Annotated in this window: 26 protein-coding genes and 1 riboswitch; of the genes, 19 read left to right on the forward strand and 7 right to left on the reverse strand. The window is 69.2% G+C overall.

The genetic code is table 11. From position 1 onward, the window contains the following. Window positions 1-47: 47 nt before the first annotated feature. Window positions 48-1,877: a phosphomethylpyrimidine synthase ThiC gene (gene thiC / locus ACETK8_RS04605; protein ID WP_374039347.1), complete on the reverse strand. Its 1,830-nt coding sequence runs from the start codon at window positions 1,875-1,877 to the stop codon at window positions 48-50. Window positions 1,878-2,040: 163 nt separating this feature from the next. Then, a riboswitch (TPP riboswitch) is annotated at window positions 2,041-2,149 on the reverse strand. Window positions 2,150-2,284: 135 nt separating this feature from the next. Between thiC and ACETK8_RS04610 the strand changes: the two genes are divergently transcribed. From ACETK8_RS04610 to ACETK8_RS04640, 7 genes are all read left to right on the forward strand, one after another. After that, window positions 2,285-3,256 (forward strand): IPTL-CTERM sorting domain-containing protein, encoded by a 972-nt coding sequence (locus ACETK8_RS04610; RefSeq protein ID WP_374038341.1) that lies wholly within the window; start codon window positions 2,285-2,287, stop codon window positions 3,254-3,256. A 72-nt stretch (window positions 3,257-3,328) separates the two neighbouring features. Then, a complete protein-coding gene (locus ACETK8_RS04615; RefSeq protein ID WP_374038342.1) occupies window positions 3,329-4,549 on the forward strand; it encodes an alpha/beta fold hydrolase in 1,221 nt (406 codons plus the stop codon). Between the two features lie 101 nt (window positions 4,550-4,650). Beyond that, complete coding sequence (locus ACETK8_RS04620; RefSeq protein WP_374038343.1) at window positions 4,651-5,202, forward strand: IPTL-CTERM sorting domain-containing protein; 552 nt, start codon at window positions 4,651-4,653, stop codon at window positions 5,200-5,202. A 64-nt stretch (window positions 5,203-5,266) separates the two neighbouring features. Then, complete coding sequence (locus ACETK8_RS04625; protein WP_374038344.1) at window positions 5,267-6,268, forward strand: D-cysteine desulfhydrase; 1,002 nt, start codon at window positions 5,267-5,269, stop codon at window positions 6,266-6,268. A gap of 126 nt (window positions 6,269-6,394) precedes the next feature. Continuing rightward, window positions 6,395-7,069, forward strand: a complete 675-nt coding sequence (locus ACETK8_RS04630; protein WP_374038345.1) for an aspartate/glutamate racemase family protein — start codon at window positions 6,395-6,397, stop codon at window positions 7,067-7,069. Window positions 7,070-7,133: 64 nt separating this feature from the next. After that, window positions 7,134-8,057 carry a nucleoside hydrolase gene (locus ACETK8_RS04635; protein ID WP_374038346.1) on the forward strand — a complete coding sequence of 308 codons (924 nt, stop codon included), beginning with the start codon at window positions 7,134-7,136 and terminating at the stop codon, window positions 8,055-8,057. Beyond that, entirely contained in the window at window positions 8,054-8,899 is an 846-nt protein-coding gene (locus tag ACETK8_RS04640) for a ribokinase (protein ID WP_374038347.1), read from the forward strand. Before ACETK8_RS04635 ends, ACETK8_RS04640 begins: the two co-directional genes overlap by 4 nt. 162 nt (window positions 8,900-9,061) lie before the next feature. On the opposite strand, the gene ACETK8_RS04645 is transcribed toward ACETK8_RS04640, so the two are convergent. Then, window positions 9,062-9,568 carry a DUF1993 domain-containing protein gene (locus ACETK8_RS04645; RefSeq protein ID WP_374038348.1) on the reverse strand — a complete coding sequence of 169 codons (507 nt, stop codon included), beginning with the start codon at window positions 9,566-9,568 and terminating at the stop codon, window positions 9,062-9,064. A gap of 136 nt (window positions 9,569-9,704) precedes the next feature. Here ACETK8_RS04645 and ACETK8_RS04650 point away from each other — a divergent pair, with 136 nt between their 5' ends. Continuing rightward, window positions 9,705-10,346 carry a hypothetical protein gene (locus ACETK8_RS04650; protein WP_374038349.1) on the forward strand — a complete coding sequence of 214 codons (642 nt, stop codon included), beginning with the start codon at window positions 9,705-9,707 and terminating at the stop codon, window positions 10,344-10,346. Between the two features lie 167 nt (window positions 10,347-10,513). Here the strand turns inward: ACETK8_RS04650 and ACETK8_RS04655 are convergent, their stop codons facing one another. Then, window positions 10,514-11,647, reverse strand: coding sequence for a zinc-dependent alcohol dehydrogenase family protein (locus ACETK8_RS04655; protein WP_374038350.1), 1,134 nt, complete (start codon window positions 11,645-11,647; stop codon window positions 10,514-10,516). 120 nt (window positions 11,648-11,767) lie between these two features. On the opposite strand from ACETK8_RS04655, the gene ACETK8_RS04660 reads away from it, so the two are divergent. Next, window positions 11,768-12,202 (forward strand): acyl-CoA thioesterase, encoded by a 435-nt coding sequence (locus ACETK8_RS04660; protein WP_374038351.1) that lies wholly within the window; start codon window positions 11,768-11,770, stop codon window positions 12,200-12,202. A gap of 260 nt (window positions 12,203-12,462) precedes the next feature. Here the strand turns inward: ACETK8_RS04660 and ACETK8_RS04665 are convergent, their stop codons facing one another. Continuing rightward, window positions 12,463-12,663, reverse strand: a complete 201-nt coding sequence (locus tag ACETK8_RS04665; protein ID WP_374038352.1) for a hypothetical protein — start codon at window positions 12,661-12,663, stop codon at window positions 12,463-12,465. Between the two features lie 178 nt (window positions 12,664-12,841). Here ACETK8_RS04665 and ACETK8_RS04670 point away from each other — a divergent pair, with 178 nt between their 5' ends. The 5 genes from ACETK8_RS04670 (at window position 12,842) to ACETK8_RS04690 (ending at window position 15,747) form a co-directional block, all read left to right on the forward strand. Next, on the forward strand, window positions 12,842-13,615 hold the full coding sequence (locus ACETK8_RS04670) for a YebC/PmpR family DNA-binding transcriptional regulator (RefSeq protein ID WP_374038353.1): 774 nt from the start codon (window positions 12,842-12,844) through the stop codon (window positions 13,613-13,615). Between the two features lie 36 nt (window positions 13,616-13,651). Further along, window positions 13,652-13,903, forward strand: coding sequence for a CopG family ribbon-helix-helix protein (locus ACETK8_RS04675; RefSeq protein WP_374038354.1), 252 nt, complete (start codon window positions 13,652-13,654; stop codon window positions 13,901-13,903). After that, complete coding sequence (locus ACETK8_RS04680; protein WP_374038355.1) at window positions 13,885-14,175, forward strand: type II toxin-antitoxin system RelE/ParE family toxin; 291 nt, start codon at window positions 13,885-13,887, stop codon at window positions 14,173-14,175. The genes ACETK8_RS04675 and ACETK8_RS04680 overlap by 19 nt, the downstream gene beginning before the upstream one ends. 80 nt (window positions 14,176-14,255) lie before the next feature. After that, the gene (locus ACETK8_RS04685; protein WP_374038356.1) at window positions 14,256-14,774 is read left to right on the forward strand and encodes a hemerythrin domain-containing protein; all 519 of its coding nucleotides are present in this window, start codon (window positions 14,256-14,258) and stop codon (window positions 14,772-14,774) included. A gap of 19 nt (window positions 14,775-14,793) precedes the next feature. Further along, complete coding sequence (locus tag ACETK8_RS04690) at window positions 14,794-15,747, forward strand: alpha/beta hydrolase family esterase (protein WP_374038357.1); 954 nt, start codon at window positions 14,794-14,796, stop codon at window positions 15,745-15,747. On the opposite strand, the gene ACETK8_RS04695 is transcribed toward ACETK8_RS04690, so the two are convergent. Next, window positions 15,744-17,423: a M20/M25/M40 family metallo-hydrolase gene (locus tag ACETK8_RS04695; RefSeq protein ID WP_374038358.1), complete on the reverse strand. Its 1,680-nt coding sequence runs from the start codon at window positions 17,421-17,423 to the stop codon at window positions 15,744-15,746. The genes ACETK8_RS04690 and ACETK8_RS04695 overlap by 4 nt on opposite strands. A gap of 119 nt (window positions 17,424-17,542) precedes the next feature. Here ACETK8_RS04695 and ACETK8_RS04700 point away from each other — a divergent pair, with 119 nt between their 5' ends. Beyond that, window positions 17,543-18,235: an MgtC/SapB family protein gene (locus ACETK8_RS04700; RefSeq protein ID WP_374038359.1), complete on the forward strand. Its 693-nt coding sequence runs from the start codon at window positions 17,543-17,545 to the stop codon at window positions 18,233-18,235. A gap of 117 nt (window positions 18,236-18,352) precedes the next feature. Here the strand turns inward: ACETK8_RS04700 and ACETK8_RS04705 are convergent, their stop codons facing one another. Together ACETK8_RS04705 and ACETK8_RS04710 are read right to left on the reverse strand one after the other, a co-directional pair. Then, complete coding sequence (locus ACETK8_RS04705; protein WP_374038360.1) at window positions 18,353-19,576, reverse strand: MFS transporter; 1,224 nt, start codon at window positions 19,574-19,576, stop codon at window positions 18,353-18,355. Next, window positions 19,569-19,976, reverse strand: a complete 408-nt coding sequence (locus ACETK8_RS04710) for a MarR family winged helix-turn-helix transcriptional regulator (protein ID WP_374038361.1) — start codon at window positions 19,974-19,976, stop codon at window positions 19,569-19,571. The genes ACETK8_RS04705 and ACETK8_RS04710 overlap by 8 nt, the downstream gene beginning before the upstream one ends. Before the next feature lie 232 nt (window positions 19,977-20,208). Between ACETK8_RS04710 and ruvC the strand changes: the two genes are divergently transcribed. The 4 genes from ruvC (at window position 20,209) to ACETK8_RS04730 (ending at window position 23,626) form a co-directional block, all read left to right on the forward strand. After that, entirely contained in the window at window positions 20,209-20,715 is a 507-nt protein-coding gene (ruvC, locus tag ACETK8_RS04715; protein WP_374038362.1) for a crossover junction endodeoxyribonuclease RuvC, read from the forward strand. A gap of 205 nt (window positions 20,716-20,920) precedes the next feature. After that, window positions 20,921-21,538 (forward strand): Holliday junction branch migration protein RuvA, encoded by a 618-nt coding sequence (ruvA, locus tag ACETK8_RS04720; protein WP_374038363.1) that lies wholly within the window; start codon window positions 20,921-20,923, stop codon window positions 21,536-21,538. 169 nt (window positions 21,539-21,707) lie between these two features. Continuing rightward, complete coding sequence (gene ruvB, locus ACETK8_RS04725; RefSeq protein ID WP_374038364.1) at window positions 21,708-22,739, forward strand: Holliday junction branch migration DNA helicase RuvB; 1,032 nt, start codon at window positions 21,708-21,710, stop codon at window positions 22,737-22,739. Then, window positions 22,736-23,626, forward strand: coding sequence for a hypothetical protein (locus tag ACETK8_RS04730; RefSeq protein ID WP_374038365.1), 891 nt, complete (start codon window positions 22,736-22,738; stop codon window positions 23,624-23,626). The genes ruvB and ACETK8_RS04730 overlap by 4 nt, the downstream gene beginning before the upstream one ends. Window positions 23,627-23,639 lie beyond the last annotated feature (13 nt).

A 23,639-nucleotide genomic window follows, 5' to 3' on the forward strand; every position in this document is an offset into this window, starting at 1 on the left:
GCAACCATCGCTGGTTTTTGGTTAACCGACTGACTCCAGCGAAGCCCTCACACCTTCACCTCCACCACCCCGCCCCCGGCGCGGAACTTCGCCGACATCTCGGCCATGCCGGCCTCCGCCGCCTCCAGCGAGCCGCCCGCGTCGTTCTGGCCGCGCGCGGCGTCCCGGATGTCCTGCGAGATCTTCATCGAGCAGAATTTCGGGCCGCACATGGAGCAGAAGTGGGCGGTCTTGTGGGCCTCCTTGGGGAGGGTCTCGTCGTGGTATTTGCGGGCCGTCTCGGGGTCGAGGCCGAGGTTGAACTGGTCCTCCCAGCGGAACTCGAACCGGGCGCGCGACAGGGCGTCGTCGTGGATGCGGGCGGCGGGGTGGCCCTTGGCCAGGTCGGCGGCGTGGGCGGCGATCTTGTAGGTGATGACGCCGTCCTTGACGTCCTGACGGTCGGGCAGGCCCAGGTGCTCCTTGGGCGTGACGTAGCAGAGCATGGCCGTGCCGAACCACCCGATCAGGGCCGCGCCGATGGCGGAGGTGATGTGGTCGTAGCCCGGGGCGATGTCGGTGGTCAGCGGCCCCAGCGTATAGAAGGGCGCCTCGTGGCAGTGCTTCAGCTGCTCGTCCATGTTGGCCTTGATCTTGTGCATCGGCACATGGCCGGGGCCCTCGATCATGACCTGGCAGCCCTTGGCCCAGGCGATCTTGGTCAGCTCGCCCAGGGTGCGGAGTTCTGCGAACTGGGCCTCGTCGTTCGCATCGGCGATGGAGCCGGGACGCAGGCCGTCGCCGAGCGAGAACGACACGTCGTAGGCCCGCATGATGTCGCAGATGTCCTCGAAATGCTCGTACAGGAAGCTCTCCTTGTGGTGGGCCAGGCACCACTTGGCCATGATCGAGCCGCCACGCGAGACGATGCCGGTGACGCGCTTGGCCGTCATCGGCACGAAGGGCAGGCGGACGCCCGCGTGGATGGTGAAATAGTCGACGCCCTGTTCCGCCTGTTCGATCAGGGTGTCGCGGAAGACTTCCCACGTCAGGTCCTCGGCGACGCCGCCGACCTTCTCCAGCGCCTGGTAGATGGGGACGGTGCCGATGGGGACGGACGAGTTGCGGATGATCCAGTCGCGGATGTTGTGGATGTTGCGACCCGTCGACAGGTCCATGACGTTGTCGGCGCCCCAGCGGGTGGCCCAGACCAGTTTGTCGACCTCGTCGTCCACCGACGACAGGACGGCCGAGTTGCCGATGTTGGCGTTGATCTTCACCAGGAAGTTGCGGCCGATGATCATCGGCTCGACCTCGGGGTGGTTGATGTTGTGCGGGATGATGGCGCGGCCGCGCGCGATCTCCTGACGCACGAACTCGGGCGTGACGAAGTCGGGAATGCTGGCGCCGAAATCTTCCCCATCACGGATGCAGGGGGCGTTCTGCTCGCGGCGCAGGTTCTCGCGGATGGCGACGTATTCCATCTCGGGCGTGATGATGCCGGCCTGGGCGTATTCGTACTGGGTGACAGGGCGACCTTCGACGCCCTTGAACACCTTGTGGTTGGAGACGTCGAAGCGGGGGGCGAGGTGTTTGCCCGACGCGTGGCCGTTGTCCTCGGGCTTGACCTCGCGCGGGTTGAGGACGGGGGCGATGTCGCCGCGATCCAGCTGCCAGCGGGATTTGACGTGGGGGAGGCCCTTCTTGATGTCGATGGTCACCGTGGGGTCGGTGTAGGGGCCGGAGGAATCGTAGATCGTCACCGGCGGCTCGTTGGCGCTGGGGTGGACGGCGACCTCGCGGAAGGGGACGCGGATGTCGGGGTAGAGTTCGCCGGAAACGTAGACCTTGCGCGAGCCCTCGCGTTCGCCGGTCGGGATGGATCCGGTCTCCTTCATCACCTGCTCGCGGGCGTCCTTGAGGGACAGATCCACGGCGGGATCGTGCGAGGGTTCGTTGACGGGAACGTGGATGTTCATGGCGGCCTCTAGCGTTGAGGGCTGCGCCGACGTCGGAGCGAGTTCCCGCCTTCGCGGGAATGACGATGGTCCTGTGGCGTGGTGGACCGAAGCGTACTCATCCCTTCGCCGGCATGACCCGGATCAGGTTCGGCCGGTCAGAGGACTACCTCTATCTCAGCCGCTTGAGCGCGACCCCCGGGAGAACGCGGCGACGATAGGCCGGGGGGCGGTCGCCCGCAATGGGCGAGGCGGGGTCTGAGAAAATAGGACGGATTTGTTCGGTTGCCTCGCCGACGCCCCGTGTGGAAACCCGGGTTTCTGTATCGATCCCGGGGGAGTTTTCCATGTTCAGATTCGTCGCGGCCGTCGCCGCCCTGTCGCTGGCGCTCGTCGCCTCCACGGCCCAGGCCCAGTCGTTCCGGCCGGACCCGGCCGCCCCGACCTCGATGGCTCTGGGCGACGACTACGAGATCCAGGTGACGCCGGGGTTCGGACTTCGTCTGGGGGGCACGACCCACACCCAGATCCTGCTGGGCTCGAACGCCGGGTTCCGGACGCTGGACGTGCTGGGCGCCTTCCCCGGCTTCGTGGACGACCTGGACATCCGGGCTGGGGTGGGGACGGCGACCTATGGGACGACCTCGGTCGGCGGTCGGTCGGCCTTCGTGGCCAGCTTTCGCAACGTCGGCTATTCGCCGACCCGAGGCGCCGGCTCGCTGCCCAGCGACCGGGGTAGCGTCCAACTGGTGCTGATCGACCGCTCCGATATCGCGGCCGGCGATTTCGACCTGGAAATCAACGGCGAGGGTCTGGCCTATCCGTCGTCGAGCCAGAGCATCCGCATCAACGGCGGCTCGGCCGGACGCGCGGGGGTCGGGGTGATCCCGGCCGGTCCCGGCGCCTATCGCCTGCTGTGGAATTTCCGCTCCGGCGCCCTGGCCAGCGGCGTCGGTCCCTTGCTGGTTCCGGTCCTGAGCTTCACCAGCACGCCGTCCTCGTCGGCGGCCACGGGCGGGATGTACGCGGTGACGACCACCTCGACCTCGACCGAGCCCGTGACGTTTTCGGTCACGCCGGCGTCGGCGGGCGTCTGCACCGTCGCGGGGGCGACGGTGTCGCTGACCGGGGGCGGGACCTGCACGGTCGTGGCGAGCCAGTCGGCGGGCGGCGGGTTCGCCGCCACCCAGGCGGAACAGTCCTTCGCCGTCGCCGCCCCGGCGCCGGTGCCGACCATGACCGAATGGGCGATGATCCTGTTCGGCACGATCCTGGCGGGCGCCGCCGCCCTGATGGTCACGCGTCAGCGGCTGACCTGACGGAGCACGCCTTTCCGTTTGCGTTTCGCGGCGCGGGGCGGGATGGCTGACGGGGCGAACCGGAGCCCGACCATGCAGACCGAACCCTTCGACTTCACCACGCCCGACGGGCGGCATGTGAACGCGGTGCTGGATCGGCCCAGTGGTCAGGCAAGGGGGTTCGCCCTGTTCGCCCACTGTTTCACCTGCGGGAAGGACAATCTGGCGGCGACGCGGATCAGTCGGGCCCTGGCCAACGAAGGGGTCGGGACGCTGAGGCTGGACTTCGCCGGCGCAGGCGACCGGTCGGCGGCGGCGGGGTTCACCTCGGACGTCGAAGACCTGGTCGCGGCGGGCGAGCATATGGCGAACAAGGGCTGCGCGCCGGGTCTTCTGATCGGGCACAGTCTGGGCGGGGCGGCGGCCATCGCGGCGGCGGGACGACTGCCGACGGTCAAGGCGGTCGCGACCATCGGGGCGCCCTTCGACGTGACCCAGATGAAGATCGTCGACGGGGCGATCCACATCGGCGGCAAGGATTTTCCGGTCGAGTACGGCTATGCCGAGGACCTGTGGAAGCAGGACCAGAGGGCGCGGCTGGAGACGCTGAAGCGGGCGCTGCTGATCCTGCATTCGCCGGTCGATCAGGTGGTCGATATCGAAGAGGCGACCGGTCTCTATGTCTCGGCGAAACATCCGAAGAGCTTCGTCTCGCTGGACAAGGCGGACCACCTGCTGTCGCGGGCCGAAGACGCCGTCTATGCGGCCAGCGTGATCGCGGCCTGGGCGTCGCGCTACATCGAGGACATGACGACGCCGATGGGCGGGGCCGAGGCGGACGGGGTGGTGCGGGTCGCCGAGACGGGCGCCGGGCGGTTCCAGGTGAAGATCGAGGCGGGCGGGGCGGTTCTGCTGGGCGACGAGCCGGTCTCGGTCGGCGGCATGGCGTCGGGCCCCACGCCCTATGAGCTGGTCGGGGCGGGTCTGGGGGCCTGCACGGTGATGACGCTGAGGCTCTATGCCGAGCGGAAAGGATTGCCGCTGGAACGGGCCTCGGTCGAGGTGCGGCACGAGAAGCGGGCGGGCGAGACGCCGCCGGACGTTTTCGAACGGACCCTGACCCTGGACGGTCTGCTGACCGAGGAGCAGCGCGCGCGGATGTTCGAGATCGCCGACAAATGCCCCGTGCACCGGACGCTGGAGGGCAGTTCGCGGATCGTGACGCGGGCGCGCGCCGCCATGGCCGCGCCGGACGAGGCCGAGCATTTCGCCGAGATGCAGATGGTGGCGGAGGGAGGGGTTCAGGCGGGGTAGTCGCCACCGCAAAGGCGAGCTTACCAAAAGTGTCCGGCTTCTGACGCAACTTGATCGACCCAAGGTCTCGGGATACTCAGCGAGAAATCTTGGGGGCTTGAATGAAAACGATTATTTCTGGGGCGGTCGCCGCTCTCGCTGTGCTGACTTTTGCTGGAGCCAGTCAGGCTCAGGTGGTCTCGAACATCACCGTGACCACCACCGGGGCCAGCCCGACGACCACGGCGATCTACGCCAGCGGCCAGCCCTGCGTCGTTGGCTCCACCGCGGCCCATGCCATCGAGTCGGTGACCGTGACCGTGAGCACGACGGGCGCATATACCGTCACGGACATGGGGCCTAGCGACGGCGGCTATGCGATCTACAACGGGGCGTTCAACCCGGCGGCGCCGGCCACCAACTGTATCGCATCCAACGATACTGCGGTCGTTTGGACCCTGACCGCGGGCACCTACACCTTTGTCGGTGGGCCGTGGGTGAACGGCAGCCCCAACGGACCTTACACCATGCGATTCAATGGGCCGGGAACGGTGACCCTGGGGGCGCCGCCCGCCCCCGTGCCGACGCTTTCGGAATGGGCGATGATCCTGCTGGGTCTGATGCTGGCGGGCGGGGCGGCGCTGCATCTGCAACGGCGGCGCGCGTTCGGCTGACGTCGGGAGAGACGGGCGGCGGCGGGACGGCTAGATAGAGAGAACCTCTAGCCGGAGCCCCACCATGCATCTCGCCCGTTTCCCCCGCGTGCGCCTCGCCCATTTGCCGACGCCGCTGGAGCCCGCGCCGGGCCTGTCGCAGGCGCTGGGCATCGACCTCTGGATCAAGCGGGACGACTGCACCGGCCTGGCCGGCGGGGGCAACAAGACGCGCAAGCTGGAGTTCCTGCTGGGCGACGCCTTCGAGCAGGACGCCGACACCCTGGTGACCCAGGGCGCGGTGCAGTCGAACCATGTGCGCCAGACGGCCGCCGCCGCCGCCCTGATGGGGCTGAAGTGCGAGATCATCCTGGAGGAGCGGACCGGGTCGAAGGCGACCGACTATGTCCACAACGGCAATGTCCTGCTGGACCGGCTGTTTGGGGCGACGCTTCGTTCCGTGCCCGGAGGATCGGACATGCCGGCCGAGCTGGAGAAGACGGCGGAAGAGGTTCGGGCGAAGGGCGGCAAGCCCTATGTCATCCCCGGCGGTGGGTCGAACGCCATCGGGGCGCTGGGCTATGTCGATTGCGCGCGCGAGATCGTGGTCCAGGCCGATGAACTGGACCTGGCCGTCGACCGGATCGTGACGGGGACGGGCAGCGCGGGGACCCATGCGGGGCTGGTCGCCGGTCTGGCCGTGCTGGGCGCGGACATTCCGGTGCTGGGCATCGGGGTCCGGGCGCCCAAGGAGAAGCAGGAGGCCAACGTCCTGAAACTGGCGAAGGAGACGGCCGCCCTGCTGGGCCATCCGGACCGGGTGAAGGACGCGATGGTGGTGGCCGACTGCGACTATGTCGGCGAGGGTTACGGCCTGATCGACCAGGGGGTGGTGGACGCCCTGACCCTGGCGGCGCGGGCGGACGGGATCCTGCTGGACCCGGTCTATACGGGCAAGGCGATGAAGGGGCTGATCGCCCTGGCCAGGGCCGGGAAGTTCGAGGGCGAGCGGGTGGTCTTCCTGCACACCGGCGGGGCGCAGGGCCTGTTCGGCTATCAGGGCGAACTGGACGCGATGCTGGGCTAGGGCCGTTCCGCAATCAGATGGCCGCCCGGCGCGAGCGCAGCGTCAGGGCGGCGCCGTCGGCGGCCAATAGGGATGGGACGGCGTCTGCCTGCCAAGTGGGAGAGACGCATGCGAAGGGAGACGTTTATGGCCAAGGTTCTGGGTGTTCTGGGCGGGATGGGGCCCGCCGCGACGGTGGCGTTTCTGGCGCGGGTGCAGGCGCTGACGCCGGCGCAAGGCGACGCCGATCACATCCGGGTCGTCATGGACATGAACCCCCAGGTGCCGGACCGGAACACGCGGCCGGGCGAGGCGGAGGCCGAACTGGGGCGGATGGCCGAGCGGCTGAAAGCGGCGGGGGCCGAGGTCCTGGCCATGCCGTGCAACACGGCCCACGCCCAGAAGCCCGGCATCGTGGCGGCGGGCCTGCCCTTCATCGACATGATCGCCGAGACCGTGGCGGCGGCGAAGGCGTCCGACGCGCAGTCCATCGGCATCCTGGCCACGCCGGGCGGGGAGGCCCTGTACGTCCAGGCCCTGACGGCGGCGGGGGTGACGCCGGTGGTGTTGCAGGGCGAGGACCGGGCGGGCTTCATGGCCTGCGTCTACGGCGTGAAGCGCGGCGACGTCGGGGCGGACAATCGCGCGGCCATGGAGCGGCTGGGGGCGGCCCTGGTCGGTCAGGGCGCCGAGGCGGTGATCGCGGGGTGTACGGAGGTTCCCCTGTTGCTGTCGGCGGTGGATGTGTCGGTTCCGCTGGTCGATTCCGCCGAGGTGCTGGCGGCGGCCTGCGTGAAGGCCTGTCTCGATCCGGGGGCTTGAGAACGCGGACGGGGTTGCGACGAAGCGCGCGCGGCCGCATTCAGGGCGGGTGAAAAGACAGAGTTTGATCATCGACTGCGACCCCGGCGTGGACGACGCCGTGGGGCTGCTGCTGGCCTTCGGGTCGCCCGAGCTGGACCTCAAGGCCATCACGACGGTGGGCGGCAACGTCCCGGTCGAGAAGACGGCGCGGAACGCGCGGATCATCCGGCAGGTCGCGGGACGGGACGAGGTGCCCGTGTACGCGGGGGCGGCGCGGCCTCTGGTGCGCGAACCGGCGGGGGCGGGAGAGTTCCACGGGGCCGAGGGGCTGGGCGATCTGGCGGCGGTGGAGCCGGACGCTCCGGTGGCCGACGGTTCGGCGGTGGACGCCATCGTGCGGATCGTGATGGAGGCGGAGCCCAGGTCGGTCGCGCTGGCCGTCATGGGGCCGATGACGAACGTGGCCCTGGCGCTGAGGGCCGAGCCGAAGCTGGCCGAACGGCTGGGGCCGGTGGTGGTCATGGGCGGGGCGCGGGCCGAGGGGGGCAACATCACCGCCTCCGCCGAGTTCAATATCTGGGCCGATCCGGACGCGGCGGCGGAGGTGTTCGCCAGCGGCTGCGAGATGGTGGTGTTCGGGCTGGACGCGACCCATCAGGTGCGGGCGACGGAAGAGCGGATCGCGGCGGTCGAGGCGGTGGGCAATGCGTCGGCCGATATGGCGGCGGCGATGCTGAGGTTCTCGCAGCGGATCGAGCGGACCATCGTCGGTTGGGATGCGGCGCCCCTGCATGATCCGTGTACGGTGGCGTGGCTGTTGAAGCCCGGGCTGTTCAAGCTGACGCCCTGCCGGATCGAGGTGGAGACCGTAAGCGATCTGACGCGCGGCCATACGGCGGTGGAGTTCCGGGTGGAGGCCGATAAGGCGCGCCACCTGTGGGCCGTCGAGGCGGACGGGCAGGGGGTGTTCGACCTGATCGTCGAGCGGCTGGGAGCGGCGGCATGAACATCACCGTGGTCGGTTCGATCAATCTGGATCTGGTGGCGACGGCGCCGTCCTTGCCCGCCGCGGGCGAGACGGTGACGGGGGCGACCCTGGCGCGGCATCCGGGGGGCAAGGGCGCCAATCAGGCGCTGGCGGCCGAGAAACTGGGGGCCGAGGTCGATCTGATCGGGCGGGTCGGGAACGACGCCATGGCGGACGAGGCCCTGGCCCTGATGGAGGAGTTCGGGGTCGATCTGTCGAAGGTCGAGGTGGATGTGGCGGCGCCGACCGGCGTGGCCCTGATCGCGGTGGATCCGCACGGAGAGAACCAGATCGTGGTGGCGGCGGGGGCGAACCATCTGGTGACGCCGGAACAGCTGCCGGCCCGGATCGAATGCCCGCTGATCGTGCAACTGGAGCTGCCGCTGGAGACGGTGGAGGCGGCGGTGGGCCGGGCGGTCGGTTTCGTCTGCGCCAACCTGGCGCCCGCCCAGCCGGTGTCGGAGGCCATGCTGCGGCGCTGCGACCTGATCGTGGTCAACGAGATCGAGGCCGAGTTCTATGGCGACGCCCTGCATCGGGGCGGCGGCCGGGTGGTGGTGACGCAAGGCGCGCGCGGCGCCGAGATGTATCACCGGGGCGTCAAGACGGCCTGGGCCACGCCGCCCGAGGTCGTGGCGATCGATGCGACGGGAGCGGGCGACGCCTTCGTCGGGGCCATCGTGGTGGCGATGCTGGACGGGATGGAGCCGAAAGAGGCGCTGGAGTTCGCCTGTGCGGCGGGCGCGCTGGCGGCCACGCGGGCCGGAGCCCAGCCGTCGCTGCCGACGCGGGACGAGGTGGAGGCGTTGCTGGCGCGCTGAAGCCTTTCCCTCCCCCCTCGGGGGAGGGTGGTCGCGCAGCGACCGGGTGGGGAGGGTAGGGCGACCAAGCGACGATCAGTGGGGCCTTGCCTTGCCGCCCCCACCCGGCCTCGCCTTCGGCTCAGCCACCCTCCCCCGAGGGGGAGGGAAAAGTCAGTGCGACTACACCCCGCCCATATAATCCCGCTTGCCGATCGGCACGCCGGCGCCGCGCAGCAGGTCGTAGGCGGTGGTGATGTGGAAGTAGAAGTTCGGGATGGCGAAGCCGGTGACGTAGGGCTGGCCCAGGAACTTCATCTCGCCGCCGGGGAAGGTCAGGACGACCTCCTTCTGCTCCTGACCGTCGATCGCCTCGCGCGGGACCGAGGCCAGATAGTCGAGCGTGGAGGCGATGCGGGCCTTCAGCTCGGCGATGGTGGTCTCGGAGTCGTCATTGACCGGGGCGGCGACGCCGGACAGGCGGGCGAGGCAGAGCTTGGGGCTGTCGCAGGCGGTCTGAACCTGTTTCACGAAGGGGTTCATGTCGTCGATGATGCGAAGCGACAGGTAGGTTTCCGGATCGACGCCCGTCGCCTCGGCATGGGCGACGGCCTTGTCCAGCAGGCCGTTCAGGGCGCGCAGGCCCCGGGTGAACGGCGGAACGGTCAGGTCGTAGAGTTCGGTGGCCATCGTAGTGCGTTTCCTTTGAGGACTTGGCTCTCCCTCTAGCCATGCCTTAGCCGATTGTCACGCCCTTGGCGAAGCGCCCCCGGAGCGCCTAGGGTTAATCCGCCGTCGGGGGACGGTTGCTGTTCAGGACTTGCCCATGATCCGTTCGCTCGCCGTATCCGCCGCCGTCATGTCCATGGCCGCGGTCTCCCTGGTCGCATGTCAGCCGACCGGGTCGGAGACGGATGAGAACGCGACCGGGCCGGTGGTGCGGGGCGATGCCATGCCGCCGACCTACGACTGGCATTTCCTGGCCCACGGCGGGACCGGCGAACTGGATTTCGGGGACGGCGACTGGGCCGAGGGGGTGAGCGTCTTCACCCTGACCTGCCTGCCGGGATCGAAGTCGGTGGAGATGTCCTGGGGCTATGAGGAGGAGGCCGTGCTGACCTCCGGCACGGCGACCGGGACCTTCCGGCCCGACAGTTCGGCCACGACCGACCATCCGGTCATCAGCGCCCTGAAGGCCAGCGGCACGATCAGTGTGGGGCTGAGCCAGGCGGACATGCGGCTGGTCGGCAAGGACCTGGGCGAGGCCGAACTGGCGGCCTTCTTCGACTACTGCGACAACGGTCGGCAACCGGCGCCGCCCGTCGAGGCCGCGGTGCGAATGGAGGCCAATGCGGCCGAGATCGCCGCGCAGTCCGGCGAGCCGGCGCCGGCGGCGGATACGCCCGCCGAGGCTCCGGCGGATGAGACGGCCCCGGCCGCCGAGACAACCTCGGCGCCGACGAACTGACTTCATCCGTCATCCTCGGGCCTGTCCCGAGGATCCATGCTTCCGAGGCGCGAGCGCTGGAGAGGTATCTTCGGACGGAACTGATCACCCACCACCCACGCCGCTGACGGATAGGCCCTCGGGACAGGCCCGAGGGTGACGGAGTTTGGAACAGGCCGGGCGTCAGTTCAGAAGGTCACGACCAGACGGACGACCTCTCCGGCGTGGAGCCGGTCGAAGCCCGCGTTGATGTCGTCCAGCGGAATGGTCCCGCTCATCAGCTTGTCCACGGGCAGGCGGCCCTGGCGGTAGAGGGCGACGTAGCGGGGGATGTCGCGGCTGGGGACGCAGGTCCCGATGTAGGAGCCCTTCAGGGTCCGCTCCTCTCCGACGAGGGAGACCACGTTGACCGGAAGGGCCGCGTCGGGCGGCGGGAGCCCTGCCGTGATCGTCGTGCCGCCGCGCCGGGTCATCTTCCAGGCGGCCTCCAGCGCGCGGACCGAACCGGCCATCTCGAACACGAAGTCGGCTCCGCCGCTGGTCAGGGCGCGGACCTGATCGGCCGCATCGGCGTCGGCGGCGTTGACGGTCTGGACCGGGCCGAGGGTGCGGGCCAGCGCCAGCTTGTCCTCGGACAGGTCCACGGCGATGACGGGAGAGGCGCCCGACGCCAGGGCGCCGAGCACGCTGGCGAGGCCCACGCCGCCCAGACCCACGACGACCGCGCTCTGGCCGGCCTTGATCTGGGCGGTGTTCACCACGGCGCCGACGCCGGTCAGGACCGCGCAGCCGAACAGGGCGGCCTCCCGGAACGACAGGGCCGGGTCGATCTTCACCAGCGAGCGGCGCGAGACCACGGCCCGCTCGGCGAAGGCGGAGCAGCCGAGGTGATGGTTCAGCGGATGGCCGTGGCTGTGGATGCGTTTTCCGCCGCCCAGAAGCTCGCCCTTGCCGTTGGCGGCGGCGCCGGGCTCGCACAGGGCGGGGCGACCTTCCGCACACGGATTGCAATGGCCGCAGGACGGCATGAAGACCATGACGACGTGGTCGCCGATGTTGAGGTCGGTGACGCCTTCGCCCAGCGCCTCGACCACGCCGGCCGCCTCGTGCCCCAGGGCCATGGGCATGGGGCGGGGCCGGTCGCCGTTGATGACGGAAAGGTCCGAGTGACAGAGGCCGGCGGCCTTGATGGCGACCCTGACCTCTCCGGGGCCGGGGGCGTCCAGCGTCACCGTCTCGATGGAGAGGGGGCGGCTGTCGCCATAGGGGCGGGCGGCCCCCATGGCGGAAAGGACGGCGGCGCGGGTGGTGACGGCGGACATGGCGGGCCTCGTCGGAAACAGGCGATCATTCTCGATAGGCGCTTGACGCAGGGGAGGCCAAGCCCGAGCGTCTGACTTCAGGATCGGCGATCAAGCCGGCGAGACAGGGAACGATCAAGGATGCCGAAACCCGATCTGGGCGGACTGGCCCGGCGCGACGCCTACAAGGCCTACCACATGGTCTCCACCCGCTGGGCGGACAACGACCAGTACGGCCACATCAACAACGCCAAATTCTACGAGTTCGTGGATTCGGCGGTGAACGCGCACCTGATCATCGCTGGCGCCCTGAAGGACTCCATCGGCCTGGTGGTCGATTCCGGGTGCCAATACACCTCGTCCCTCGCGTTCCCGGACGTGATCGAGGTGGGGATCAAGGTCGATCATGTCGGGACGTCGAGCGTGAAATACGGCTTCGCCGTCTTCCGCCGGGGCGTCGAGCACCCCGCCGCCATCGGCCATTTCGTACACGTCTATGTGGACGCGGAAACGCGGCGTCCGAAGCCGTTGTGCGCGGCCCTGAGGGGCGTGGTCGAGAACCTGAAGGCGGACTGAGGTTCCGAGATGGGGCGTCGCGCCAAGCGCCGACTTCTCCGCGTGGTCGGAACGTTTGTTCTGACGGCGTTGCTGATGGTGATCGTGGCGTGCGGATTTGCCGGATGGTTGGTCGCGACAAAAGAGTGGTCGTGGCCCATACCTGCCAAGGAACTAGCTGGTTTGGGAGTTCTGTTGCGCAACGGTCTGATCGTCGCCGCGCTGATCTCCCTATTCAGCCTTCTAGACCCCGCCAGGTCTCCCGATCGAGATCGAGAACGCTAGTCTTCGTCCATATAGCCCATGAGGGCGAGCGCTCCGACGGCGGTCAGGACGCCGAGGGCGAAGGCGGCGACGACGGAGCCGGTGGCCACGGCCGTGGAGACGGTCACGGGGCGGGCTTCGTACCATTCGACGATGTCCGCCTCGTCGAGGTCGTCCTCGAGATAGGCGTCGGCGTCGTGCAGGGGGTTGTCGGACATGGTCAAGCTCCGGTCGTAGGCAGCAGGGAAATACCCGTGAGGCTCGCCGGTTCCGGCGACCGATTGGTGACAGATCAGCGCGGGCGGGATAGATGGCCCCAAACCGAACTCCAACACCGACCGCGCTCAAGCAGCGAGGCTCCGCGAGCCGAGCGTTAGCGCCCTTCAAGAGACTAAAATGGCCGGCCATTCCAAGTTCAAGAACATCATGCACCGCAAGGGGCGCGCCGACGCCCAGCGCTCCAAGCTGTTCTCCAAGCTGTCGCGCGACATCACGGTCGCGGCCAAGTCGGGCATGCCCGACGTCGCCCTCAACCCGCGCCTGCGTCTGGCGGTCAACAACGCCAAGGCCGAGAGCCTGCCCAAGGACGTGATCCAGCGCGCCATCAACAAGGCCGCCGGCGGCGACGTCGATACGATGGAAGAGGTCCGCTACGAGGGCCGGGGTCCGGGCGGCGTGGGCATCATCGTCGAGGCCCTGACCGACAACCGCAACCGCGCGGCCTCGAACATCGGCGCGGCCTTCAAGAAGAACGGCGGCGCCCTGAGCGAGATGAATTCGGTCGCCTTCATGTGGGACAAGGTCGGCAAGATCACCTACGCCGCCGAGGCCGGGACCGAGGACGCCGTGATGGAGGCCGCCATCGAGGCGGGCGCATCGGACGTCGAGAGCGATCTGGTCAAGCCGGACATCTATGAGGACGCGCCGGGCCACACGATCTGGACCGCCTTCGAGGACCTGAACGATGTGGCGGAGGCCATGTCCAAGGTGCTGGGCGACCCGAAGTCCACCGCCATCGTCTGGAAACCCCAGACCGAGGTGACCGTCACGGGCGATCACGTCGGCACGCTGATGAAGCTGCTGGACGCCCTGGACGCCGAGGACGACGTCTCGATGGTCTATTCCAACGAGGACATCTCGGACGAGGACATGGCCAAGTTCGCGGGGTGATGTTCGGTCGGCGGCCGTCGTGATAGGCTGACCGCCATGACCGTGCACGTGACCATCGAGATGGACGAGGCCGTGAAGGCCAAGCTGGATGCGCTTTCGACGAGTCGGGGGCGCCCGTCCGGTGATCTGCTCGTCGAGGCAGCTGAACAGATCGCGCGCGAACAGGATGCCCTGGACGCCGCGATAGCCGAGGCAGAGGCCTCGCTGGCCGCCGGAAAAGGCATCCCCCATGAAGAGGTGGTGGCCCGCCTGCGAGCGCGGCGCGCCCGATGGACAGCCGCCGCTTGAAAGTGGTCTGGACGCCGGAGGCGGAAGCCGATCTGGACGAAGGCGTCACCTATATCGCGCGTGACAATGTCTCGGCCGCCATCGCGACGGAAGAACGCGTTTTTGACGCCGCAGACGGGCTGGGTGATTTTCCGAACAAGGGAAGGGCGAGAACGGACGGCAGGCGCGAGCTGGTCGTCGCCGCGACCCCGTTTCTCCTAGTCTATCGCACCGAGGCCGACAGCGTAGTGATCCTGCGCGTCTGGCACACGAGCCGCGAACCCTTCGCCTGATCTACCGCGAGTCGTTCGCACGGAACCGGCGCGGGCCACAGGGCGTATCGAGGCTTCACCGCAAGCCCCGGAGCCGCCCCATGGACATCACCCAGCTGATCCTCGACGACCATGCCGAGCAGCGGCGGCTGTTCTCGATCATCGAGCAGATCGACCGGAAGGACGTCGATGCGCTGACGGCGGTGTGGTCGCGGCTGAAGGCGTTTCTGGACGTCCATGCCGAGGCCGAGGAGCGGTTCTTCTATCCGGAGCTCCTGAAGCTGGGCGAGGGGGCCAACGACGCCGAGGACGGCACGGTCGAGGGCGAGACCGAGGACGCCATCGAGGACCACAACAAGCTGCGTGACGCCGTGAAGGCGGTCGAGAAGCACAAGGTCGGCACGGCCGCCTGGATCGCGGCGGTGGGCAAGGCGAACGTCGTCAACTCCAAGCACATGGGCGAGGAGGAACGGCAGGGGCTGACCGACTTTCGGCGGAACGCCTCGCTGGAGATGCGGCACGATCTGGCGGTGAAGTTCGCGGCCTTCGAGGCCGATCACATCACGGGCGTGCGGCCGGTGAACAAGGACCCCGAGACCTATGTCGAAAAGCACGGCTGAGGCGCTTGCCCGCAGGGGCATGGCTGGTCAGTCTGGCGGCATGCGCAAGATCCTGTCCCGCCTGAGCCTGGCCGTCGTGGCCGCCGTCGTCGTTTCGGGGTGGTCCGAGACCGCGCTGGCCGCCTGTGGGCTGGGTGCGGCGGGGACGACTGAGCGGGTTCAGATCGGGGATCGCGGGCGGTCGCTGATGCTGCATCGGCCGGCGGGCGATCAGCCCCTGCCTCTGGTGATCCTGCTGCACGGCAGCGGGGGGACGGGGGCGAAGATGCTGTCGGACACGACGCTGGAGGCGACGGCCGATCGGCACGGCTTCATCGTCGCCTCGCCGGACGCGGGCATTCCAGCGGGCGACGGCTTCGTCTGGAACATCCCCGGCGTGCCGACGATCCTGGGTCGGGCGCCGGGACCGGAGGATGCGGACGATGTCGCCTATCTGGGCGAGGTCGTCGATGCGCTTGTGGCCGAGCAATGCGTGGATCCGGCCAGGGTCTATCTGACCGGCCTGTCGGGCGGCGGGCGGATGACGTCCTGGATGGCCTGTGTCGAGCCCCGGCGGTTCGCGGCCATCGCCCCGGTGGTGGGTCTGCGCGCCGGCAATCCGGACCCGGAGGATTTGTCGCGGCCCGATCCGGAGACCTGCACGCCGAAGACGCCGACGCCGGTCATCGCCTTCGCCGGGGACGCGGACCAGACCAATCCGACGCAAGGGGGAGGCGCGCCCTACTGGAGCTATCCGATGCACGCGGCCCTGCAGCGGTGGGCCCAGTTGAACGGATGCGGGGCCCCGTCGCCGACCGTCTGGGTCGCGCCGACCGTCTGGGTCGCGCCGACGGTCTATGAGGAGCGCTATGCGATCTGCGCCGACGACGCCCAGGTGGTCGCCCGGATGACGGTCGGGGGCGGCCATTTCTGGCTGGCGGACGAAGAGGCCATGTGGGCCTTCTTCGCCCGGTATGCGCGGCCGGCTTCCTAGTCCGCCTGGACGGCGTAGCGTTTGACGATCTCGAACAGGAAGTCGCGGCCTTCGTAGAGGGAGCGGACGCGGATGCGTTCGTTCAGGCCGTGGGCGCCGCTGCCGGCCGGGTCGGCGAACATGCCGGTGACGCCGTAGGTCGGAATGCCCGCCGCATTGGTGAAGCGACCATCCGTGGCGCCGGTCGTCTGGGTCGGCAGGATCGGAACGTTCGGCCACATCTGCCCGGCCACCTCGCGGATCGGGCCCATGACGGCCTTGCTCAGGACGGGCGGCGGGGCTGTCGGGCTGGGTTCGCCCACCGGGGCGATGGAGATGGCCGGGTTGTCCATCAGCCGGACCAGCTCGGCTTGCGTCTCCGCCACCGTATGGCCGGGCAGGATGCGGCAGTTGATGTTGGCGGTGACCTTCTGGGGCTGGGCGTTGGGCGCGTGGCCGCCGTCGATCATCGTCGGGATGCAGGTGGTGCGAAGGGTTGCGTTCCACGACGGATTGGCGGTCGAGATCCGGGCGGCGGCCTCGGTGTTCGGCGTCGTCCCCGCCGTCAGGGCGCGCAGATCGGCGGCGTGCTGGGGCTGCATGTCGGCGAGGGCCGTGAAGTAGGCGCGGGTAACCGGGTTGAGCTCCAGCGGGAAGTCGTAGGTGCCGACGCGGGCGAGGCCGTTCGCCATGGCGACGATGGCGTTGTCCTTCCTCGGGACCGAGGAATGGCCGCCGGGGTTGGTCAGTTCGAGGGTGTAGTCCTGATAGATCTTCTCGCCCGCCTGGACCGCCAGGGCGACGCGATTCCCCTGATCGTCCAGCAGGCCGCCGGCGCCTTCGTTCAGGGCGAAGCCGGCCTGAAGCGTCTCGGGGTGGTTCGCCAGCAGCCATTCGACGCCGTTGTGGATGGCCGCGGTTTCCTCGCCGCAGGTCAGGGCGATCTTGATGTCGCGGACGGGGGCGAAGCCTTCCTGTTTCAGCCGGATCAATGTGTCGACCCAGACCGAAGCCTGGGCTTTGTCGTCGGAGGAGCCGCGCGCGTAGAAATATCCGTCCTCCTCGATCAGGGTGAACGGGTCGCGGGTCCAGTCGGCGGGATTGGCCTCGACCACGTCGATGTGGGCGAGCAGCAGAAGGGCCGGGGCGTTCGGATTCGAGCCGTGCAGGGTGGCGACCAGATTGCCGTCCTTCGGCCGGTCCTCGGGGGCGAGCACACGCACGTCGGCGGCCGAGTATCCGGCGGCGAGGAGACGGGCGGCCATCCGCTCGCCGGCCAGGGTGCAGGAGCCCTCGGACAGGGTGGTGTTGGTTTCGACCAGTTCCTCATAGAGGGCGCGGAAGGCCTGCTGGTCGGAGCGGAGCGCCGGGGCGGTCTGGGCCTTGGAGGCGGTGGCGATCATGAGAGCACCGCCGAGGACCACGGCGATGACGGCGACGCCGATCAGCAGACGTTGGCGGGTCTTCCTGATGCCCGCATAGACCGGCTCGTCGAGATAGTAGAAGCCCGCCTGAGCCTGACGGACCGCGTTCTGGCGCAAGAGGCCGCGCAGGGCGAGCTTGCCGAGGTTCTTCTCCGGCATCAGGGGAATGGCCTTGTCGGGGGTGAAGGCCTCGGCCGCCTTCAGGGCCTCGATCATCTGGCGTTCGGCCTGCATCCGCTTGGCCGCGACGACGGCGCCGGTTGTGTTCGACATGATCCATCCCTCTGTTCGGCGATCAGGCTAGCCCGAAGCCGCGCCCGTGTCCCGCCGGACTTGCGTGTGGCGATGCTTGAGGACTAGCGTGGAAAATTCGTCTGTTATCGGAGCGTATTTTGAACCTCGACATCAACCTTCTGTGGCCGGTTCTGGCCGCCATGACGACGGGCGGCCTGATCGGGGTGGAGCGCACCTATCACGGCCATCCTGCGGGGTTTCGGACCCATATCCTGGTGTGTCTGACGTCGTGCTTGTTGATGCTGGCGGCCATGCACCAGTCGACCTGGGCCTTCACGGCCCTGCCGGGGCAGAATGTGGTGGTGGACCCGACGCGGATGTCGCACGGGCTCCTGACCGGAATCGGCTTCCTGTGCGCGGGGGTGATCTTTCGCGAGGGGTTCTCGGTCCACGGACTGACGACGGCGGCGTCGCTCTGGATCACCTCGGCGATCGGGGTGCTGTACGGCGTCGGGATGCTGAACCTGGCGCTGGTGGGGGCGGGGGCGACCCTGACGGTGCTGGCGATCCTGAGGTTGCTGGACGCCAAGCTGCCCCACGTCGGCGTCATGGACATCGACCTGCGCTGGGCGCGGGGATCGGCGCCGCGCGAGAGCGAACTGAGGGCCCTGTTGAAACAGGACGGGATCAAGGCCGTGCGGATCGGCCATGTCATCAGCCCGGACGGCAAGCTTCACGAGCACAAGGTCAAGGCCAAGGGGCAGATGCCGATGGACATCGACGGGGTGGTGGCGCGGCTGGCGGATCAGCCGGGGCTGACCGGGTTCTCGGTCGTGCCGCGCGACGACTGACCTAGGTGCAAAACGCGATGGCTGCGTCGACCCAGACGGCCAAGCCGTTCCGCGCCCAGAGCCAGAGGCCCAGGGCGGCGACGGCCGTGAAGGCGGCGGCGAGGATGAGGTTCTTCTTCATTCGGCCGGGACCGGTTCCGGGCGGACCAGAGGGGCCTCGCGGATCGGCAGGTTGGCGACGGCGGCCATCAGGGCCAGGCCGATCGAGACCAGCCAGATGACGAGGTAAGAGCCGGTGACGTCGAAGGCCCAGCCGGCCGACCAGGCGCCGAAGAAGGCGCCGATCTGGTGGCTGAGGAAGACGATGCCGCCGAGGGCCGACAGATGCCGCACCCCATAGATCTGGGCCACAAGACCATTGGTCAGGGGCACGGTGCCGAGCCACAGGAAGCCGAAGGTCGAGGCGAAGATCAGGACGCTGATCGGCGACAGGGGGACCAGAAGGAAGATCACCATGGCCACGCCGCGCAGGCCGTAGAGCAGGGCCAGCAGGGACTTCTTGGAGCCCTTCGAGCCCCAGACGCCCCAGAGCCAGGAGCCGGCGATGTTGAACAGGCCGATGAGGGCCAGGGACGCCGCGCCGACGCCGGCGCTGAGACCCTGATCGCGGATGTAGGCGGGAAGGTGTGTGCCGACGAAGGCGATGTGGAAGCCGCAGACGAAGAAGCCGGCGTTCAGCAGCCAGTAGGAGCGGTCGCGAGCGGCCTCGGCCAGGGCGGCCTTGAGCGGCAGGCCTTCGCCCTTGTCGGCGACCACGGGCTTTCCGGCGATGCCGAGCGCCAGCGGGATGATCAGGGCGACGAGCGCCGCGAGGATGAACAGGGTCGCGCGCCAGTCGTAGGCGTCGAGCAGGCCTTGAGCCGCCGGGACGACGAGGAACTGTCCGAGCGATCCGCCCGCCGTGACGATGCCGAAGGCGACGGTCCGCTCATGCGGCTGGACCGCACGACCGACGGCGCCCAGCACCACGACGAAGGTGACGCCGGCCATGGCGACGCCGGTCAGGACGCCGAAGCCGATCATCAGGCCCATGGACCCGGCGGCCGTGGCGGCGACGGCCAGACCGGCCAGATAGACGAGGGCGCCGACGACGGCGATCCGCCCGGCGCCCATCTTGTCCGCAAGTGCGCCGACGAAGGGCATGGCCAGGCCGAAGATCAGGTTCTGGGCCGCGATGACCAGGCCGAAGGTCTGGCGGTCGATCTCCAGATCCAGACCGATGGGGCGCAGGAACAGGCCGAACGCCTGACGCACCCCCATGGACAGGGTGACGATCAGGGCGCCGGTGAGGATCATCACCCAGGCGCGGCGCGAGATGCCCGATGGAACGGCGTCAGACATGGAGCTCGATCTCGTTCAGCAGGGCGATCAGGGCGGCCTCGTTGGCGCCCAGCGCCTCGGACACCTTCGACTGGGCGGTGCGCCACAGGGGCATGGCGTCGGAGAGCTTTTCCCGCCCGGTCGGGGTGACGGACAGGCGCTGGGCGCGCTGTTCGGTCTCGGCGGCGATCCAGCCGGCGCGGATCAGGGGTTGGACTGTGCGCCACAGGGCGCTCTTTTCGTGGGCGGTGGTCTCGGCCAGTTCGGCGAGGCTGGGCCGGTCAAGGCGGGACAGGGTCCGCATGATCGAGAACTGGGTCACGGTCAGGCCCACGGGCGCCAGCGCCTCGTCATAGCGGCGGGTCAGGGCGCGGGAGGTGCGGCGCAGGCGGCCGCAGACGCAGGGTTCGTCGGGGTTCATTGCATATGCATAGTCCCGCGATGTTGCATATGCAATGCAGGCTGTCGTCTCCTGCCCGTGCACCCTAGCGAAGGCTGGGGTCCAGATAACGAAGGCGGCGCATGGATCAGCAAACCCGGTGCGAAATCCCGGCCTTCCCGGTCTGTGATCTGGACCCCAGCCGTCGCTGGGGTGGACGGAGATGAGGGTTGGTCATTGTCCGGTAACCCTGATTGCGGCATGACAGGAACGAATGACGAACAGTACGACTCGCATATTGGGCCTGGACCCCGGCCTGCGCCGCACCGGGTGGGGCGTGATCGTGGCCGAAGGGTCGCGGCTGCGCTGGGTCGCGCACGGGGTGGTGACGCCGCCCGAGACCGCGCCCCTGTCGGAGCGTCTGCTGTGGCTGCTGGAGAAGGTGGGCGAGGTCTGCGCCGCCCACGACTGCGACGAGGCGGCGGTCGAAGAGGTCTTCCTCAATGTGAACCCGTCCTCGACCCTGAAGCTGGGTCACGCGCGGGCGGCGGTGATGCTGGCGCCGGCCAGGGCGGGCCTGCCGGTCGCGGAATATTCGCCGAACCTGATCAAGAAGGCGGTGGTCGGGGCCGGTCACGCCGACAAGGGCCAGATCGCCTTCATGGTGAAACGACTGCTGCCGACCAGCGGCGACGTGAAGGCGGATGCGGCGGATGCCCTGGCCGTGGCGATCACCCATGCGCAGCTGCGGAAGCGGACGCTGTTGGAGGCCCTGGCATGATCGGACGGATGATCCTGTCTCCTCCCTGTTCGCCGCTCGGCGAATGGGGAGGTGGCGCGGCGCTTCTTCAGCGCCGTGACGGAGGGGGCGAGGCGGCGTTGAAGGCCGGACTCCCTCACCGTCACGACCGGGTCGCCCCCTCCGTCAGCTCGCGAAGAGGCTCGCTGCCACCTCCCCATCGCTGCGCGACAGGGAGGAGAGGTCGATGATCGGGCGCTTGCGGGGCGTGCTGGCCGAGGTCGAGGAGGGGCACTGCCTGATCGACTGCGCCGGCGTGGGCTATGTGGTGGCGTGTGGGGCGCGGACGCTGGGGCGGCTTCCGGCGCCCGGCGACGAGGCGACCGTCCATGTGCATTCCCAATGGAGCGAGGATGCGGGGCCGCGTCTGTACGGCTTTCTGACGCGGGACGAGCGGCGGGCCTTCACGACCCTTCTGGCCATTCAGGGCGTGGGGCCGAAGGCGGCGCTGTCGGTGCTGGACGTCCTGCCGCCGGGCGAGCTGGCGTCAGCCGTGGCGCGCGAGGACAAGGCGGCGGTCGGTCGCGCCAACGGCGTGGGGCCGAAGCTGGCGCTGCGCATCGTGACCGAGCTGAAGGGCAAGCCTCTGGGCGATGTGTCGTTCACGCCGTCCGCGCCGGGCGTCCACGCCGAGGTCGCCGCGCCGGCTCCGAGCGTGACGGGCGAAGCTGTGTCCGCCCTGCTGGGTCTGGGCATCGCCGAGGTCAATGCACGCCGGGCCGTGGATCAGGCCCTGATCAAACTGGGTGACGAGGCCGATCTGTCGGCCGTGATCCGGGCGGCCTTGCAGGAGCTGGGGCGGTGATGGCGCGGGCGTCCCTTCTCCCCTCGGGGGAGAAGGTGGGCGGCGCAGCCGCTCGGATGAGGGGGCTGGTTCAATCAGTCCGGATGTCCGATAGCGAGCGTGTGACCGGCAGCCCCCTCATCCGCCTCGCTCCGCGAGCCACCCTCTCCCCCGAGGGGAGAAGGGTTCGATGAGCGACGACCGTATCGTTTCGGGTTCCCTGAACCCCGGCGAGGCCTATGACCGCGCGCTGCGGCCCCAGTCGCTGGCCGATTTCGTGGGGCAGGAGCAGGCCAAGGGGAACCTGAAGGTCTTCATCGACGCGGCCCGCAATCGGCAGGAGGCGCTGGACCACGTCCTGCTGTTCGGGCCGCCGGGGCTGGGCAAGACGACCCTGGCGCAGATCGTGTCCAAGGAGCTGGGCGTCGGCTTCCGCGCGACCTCGGGGCCGATCCTGGCCAAGGCGGGGGACCTCGCCGCCATCCTGACCAACCTCGAACCACGCGACGTTCTGTTCATCGACGAGATCCACCGACTGGCCCCGCAGGTGGAGGAGATCCTCTATCCGGCGATGGAGGACCATGTGCTGGACCTGATCATCGGCGAGGGGCCGTCGGCGCGCTCGGTGCGGATCGATCTGGCGCCGTTCACGCTCGTTGGGGCGACGACGCGGGCGGGGCTTCTGGCGACGCCGCTGCGCGACCGGTTCGGCATTCCGCTGCGGCTGGAGTTCTACACCCCCGACGAACTGGTGCGGGTCATCACCGGCGCGGCGCGGAAGATGGGCGCCCCGATCAACGACGAGGGCGCGCGCGAGATCGCCAGTCGAGCGCGGGGCACGCCGCGCGTGGCCGGACGGCTGCTGCGTCGGGTGCGGGACTTCGCCGAGGCGGAGGGGGCCAAGGTCATCGACCGGCTGGTGGCCGCCCGCGCCCTGTCGCGGCTGGAGATCGACGAGGTCGGTCTGGATTCCAACGACAGGCGCTTCCTGAAGGCCCTGATCGAGAACTATGGCGGAGGGCCGGTCGGGATGGACACTCTGGCCGCTGCGATCGCCGAGGCGCGCGACGCGGTCGAGGACGTGATCGAGCCCTACCTGCTGCAACAGGGCTTCATCCAGCGGACGCCGCGCGGGCGGATGGCCTGCGCCAAGGCCTATGCCCATCTGGGCCTGACCGAGCCGCCCAAGCCTCCGACCGCGCAGGGCGGACTGTTCGAATGATCCCCTTCGGTCTGACCTCCCGGTCTGCGCTGGCGGTGCAGGCCGTGCTGACGGTCGCCGTCAGTCTGGCGGTGCTGTCCCTGATCGGGGCGCCCGTGCTGGCGGTGCAGACGGCGGCCTACGGGATCGGCGGACTGGCGGCCCTGGCTCTGGCGGCGACCTCGGGCGCGCCGGGGCCGAGGGTGTCCATCGGCGTGACGGGGTTCGCCTTCGCCCTGATCCTGATCAGCCTGGCCGAGCCGGGCGTCGAGGGCGTGCGGCGGTGGATGGCGGTCGGTCCGGTGACGTTGCAGCCCGCGCCCCTGGTCCTGCCCCTGATCGCCTGGGTGCTGGCGGTGCGTCCGGCGGGATGGCCGGTCGCGGGACTGGCGGCGGGGATCGCCCTGCTGTTCGCGGCCCAGCCCGATCCGGCGGCCTCGGCGGCGCTTGCGGCCGTGATCGCGGCGGTCGTCTTCACGCGGCGTCGGGCGACCCCGACGGAGATCGTCGCCCTGATCCTGTCCGTCGCGGGGTTCGTCTGGGCGGTGACACGGCCGGATCCGCTCGCGCCCGTGGATCACGTCGAGCGGATCGTGCTGGCCGCCTGGGCCGCGGAGCCCGCGGCCGGGATCGCGGCGGCGGTCGTCCTCGCGCTGGTCCCCTCGCCCTTCCTGATCCGGGCCCTGCGGCGGAACACGGGCGGCGGCCCGGCCCTGGTCCATGCGCTGGCGGCCCTGTGGGTCGTGCTGGTGCTGGCGTCGGTGACCCAGCGGTTTCCGGCGCCGGCCGTGGGCTACGGCGCCGCCTTCGTGATCGGGTGGCTGATGTCTCTGGGTCTGCTGGCCCGGAAGAGGGCGGCGGTCGAGGTGCGGACCTGGGCGATCTCGCCGGGCGTCGGGAAGGGCTGACCCGCTTCACCTG

It is taken from the genome of Brevundimonas staleyi, assembly GCF_041893865.1.
Lineage (GTDB): Bacteria > Pseudomonadota > Alphaproteobacteria > Caulobacterales > Caulobacteraceae > Brevundimonas > Brevundimonas staleyi.